At 71.7% G+C, this 2,950-nt stretch carries 1 protein-coding gene; it reads right to left on the bottom strand.

Annotated features, from left to right (window positions below; translation table 11 throughout):
• Positions 1 to 88: 88 nt before the first annotated feature.
• Positions 89 to 2,314, bottom strand: coding sequence for an ATP-binding protein (locus tag FUT87_RS06670; protein ID WP_186830394.1), 2,226 nt, complete (start codon positions 2,312 to 2,314; stop codon positions 89 to 91).
• Positions 2,315 to 2,950 lie beyond the last annotated feature (636 nt).

The raw sequence follows: 2,950 nt of genomic DNA, 5'->3' as shown, positions 1-2,950 counted from the left end.
CGTGCGTGTCGGCGCACGGAGCGCCGGGGCAGCCCTGGGCGCCGGCGCTCCGGCGTCGCCCTGAGGCCGGCACGCCAAGCCTCGCGCCTCAGGAGACCGCGCGCGGCGCGCCCAGCAACTGCTGCATCACCCGCTCGAGTTCGTTGAACTCCACCGGCTTGACCAGGTGGGCGTCGAAGCCCGCGGCCGCCGTCGCCTCGCGGTCGGAACGCTGGCCCCAGCCGGTGATGGCGATCAGCGCCAGTTCGTCCCTGGGCGCCATCGCGCGCAGGCGCCGCGCGACCTCGGTGCCGGAGATGCCCGGCAGGCCGATGTCCAGCAGCATCACCCGCGGGCGCAGGCGCTCGAAGTGCCGCAGCGCGTCCTCGCCGCTGTAGGCCACCGAGGCGCGGTAGTGCGCGCCACGCAGCACCTCGGCCAGCGTGTTGGCGCCGTCCATGTTGTCATCGACCACCATCACGCAGGGCGCCTCGGCGGCCGCGGTCTCCGCGCCCACCGCCGTCTCCGCGACCGCCGTGGGCGCCGCCGGGTCCTCGGCGCGCACCGTCCCGCCCGGCGCGAGGGGCAGCTCGACGATGAAGCGGCTGCCGTGGCCGACGCCTTCACTCTCCACGGCGATGCTGCCGTCGTGCAGCTGCACCAGCTGCTTCGACACGGCCAGCCCGATGCCCAGTCCCGAGGGCGCGGCGCCGCGCGCATCGATCCGCGTGAACAGCTCGAAGACGCGCGGCTGCATCTCCATCGCGATGCCGATGCCGCGGTCCGTCACGGTGATGCGGGCCCGGTCGGCCTCGGCGGCCACGTGCACCATCACCTCGCCGGGCTCGGGGCTGTACTTGGCGGCGTTGTCCAGCAGGTTGCCCAGCACCTGCTGCAGCCGAGTCGGATCGCCGTCCACCAGCACCGGCCGCGGCGGCAGCGAGAGCGAGACCCGGTGCTTCATCTCGCTGTACAGCGGCTCCACCGCTTCCAGCGCCTGCCGCACCACGGTGCGCAGGTCGATGAGCTGGCGCTTGAGCTCGACCACGTTGCGGGTGATGCGGCTCATGTCGAGCAGGTCGTCCAGCAGCCGGGCCATGTGGGCGGACTGGCGCGCGATGATGTCGGTCGCGTGGGCGCGGGTGGCCTCGGTGCCGGACTGCCGCAGCATCGCCACCGCGTAGCGGATCGGCGCCATCGGATTGCGCAGCTCGTGCGCGAGCGTCGCCAGGAAGGCGTCCTTGCGCTGGCTTTCGCGGCGCAGTTCCTCCTGCGCGGCGGACAGCTCGGAGACATCGACCGTCGCGCCGATCACGCGCTGCACCTGGCCGTCGTGGGCCTGGACGGGGCGCAGCGAGGTCAGCAGCTGGTAGGTCCGGCCGCCATGCGACACCTGCTGCGCCAGGTTCATCGGCCGGGCGGTCGCCACCGCCTCGCGGACGATCTCGGCGAACTGCGGCTCGCCGACCAGGCTGCCGACCTCGGCGCCGATCAGCGCCTCGCGCGAGAAGCCCATCGGCGTGTTGAAGGCCCAGGTGTAGCGGCCCTGCAGGTCGCATTCCCAGGCCATCACCTTGCCGCTGTGCAGCGCCAGGTGGAAGCGCTCCTCGGCCGCCTGGCTGGCGCGTAGCGCTTCCTGCTGGGCCGTCACGTCGACCGCGACGCCGTAGGCATGCGCCGCGCGGCCCTTCGCGTCCAGGCTGACGTAGCCGTCGAACTGCGTCCAGACGACCTCGGCGTTGTCCGGCCGCGTGATCGGGCAGGCCAGGCTGAAGCGGCCGCCGCTTTCGGTCGCGTAGCGATAGCGCTCGCGGAAGCGCTCGGCGTCCTCGGCCGACATGTCGGCCAGCATGTCCTCCATCGTCGACCAATGGCGGCCGAAGAGCTGCTTCGCGCCGCCCGCGGTGTTGGCGAAGCCGGTGACCATGTCCCAGTCCCAGGTGACCATGCGGCCGGCGGCCAGCGCGAGGTTGAGGCGGCGCCGGCTGTTGCGCTCCTTCTGCATCAGCCGCCCGGCCCAGGCGGAAACCGAGGCGATCAGCGCGCCGGCGGCCAGGTACAGCACGACCAGCGTGGCGTCGGGCGGCGAGTTGACCGGGAAGATCTGGCCGATGGGCTCGATCCAGAAATAGAGGACGGCCAGCGCCGAGGCGGCGAGGAAGGCCAGCGCCGGCCCGAGGCCGCAGGCCAGGCCCACCAGGACCAGGGAAGGGAAATAGGGCAGCAGCGGTCCGCGGCCGTTGAGATAGGGCTGCAACTGCAGGTTGAGCCACGTCGCCGCGACGAAGACGAGCGCGGCGGCGGGCCAGCGCAACCAGTGCCTCTCGATGACCATGGAACCGACTCCGGGCTGGAACCTCCGGCGACGGCCGGCACGGGCGAGGCCTCCCGCCTCGGGCGGCGACGCGGTCCGCAGCATAACGGTCGCCGGCAACTTCCGTGCCCCGTACATCAGCGGGCGGGTGGGGCGCTGTACCGTCGCAGTCGCGAAAGGGGGAGAGGCTGACCGACGCCGCGCCCGCCCGCGGCGGCCTCCCGGGCACCGTGCGGAGGAAGGTGCGGCGGGGCGGGTCTCGCACGGGGTGACATTATTTGTCCCCTCCGTCTGACAAAACCTGACCCTCATTTCGGCGGCAAGCGCCGGCGGCTACCTCTTTCGAATTAACGTTTTCGTTGTCGGATGGTGATGAATGTGTTTTTCGACGTCGGTTGTGACCGTCTGCAACCGGCACGTTCTCTGCATGAACGAAGCGAAAGTCCACCGGAGTTCCGCGCTCCGGTGTTTCGTTTTCCGGATCTGCAGGAGCGTCATGCGCCACCCCGTTTCAGAGGCTGACCCGAAGTTGGCTTGCCCGTCCCCCCCGCGCCCGTGGGGCCTCGTGTTCACCGCCGTGGTCGCGCTCAGCGCTGCCGGCACGCTGGCGGGCTGCGGCGGCGGAGGCGGCTCCTCCGGGGATTCGACCGGGCACGC

The organism is Mitsuaria sp. TWR114 (genome assembly GCF_007997345.1).
Note: the sequence above shows the minus strand (reverse complement) of the source record. Positions and strands in the feature narration are given on the sequence as shown.

Coding starts and splice junctions, on each gene's coding strand:
- FUT87_RS06670 (WP_186830394.1), bottom strand. CDS start 2,314: ATGGTCATCGAGAGGCACTGGTTGCGCTGGCCCGCCGCCGCGCTCGTC.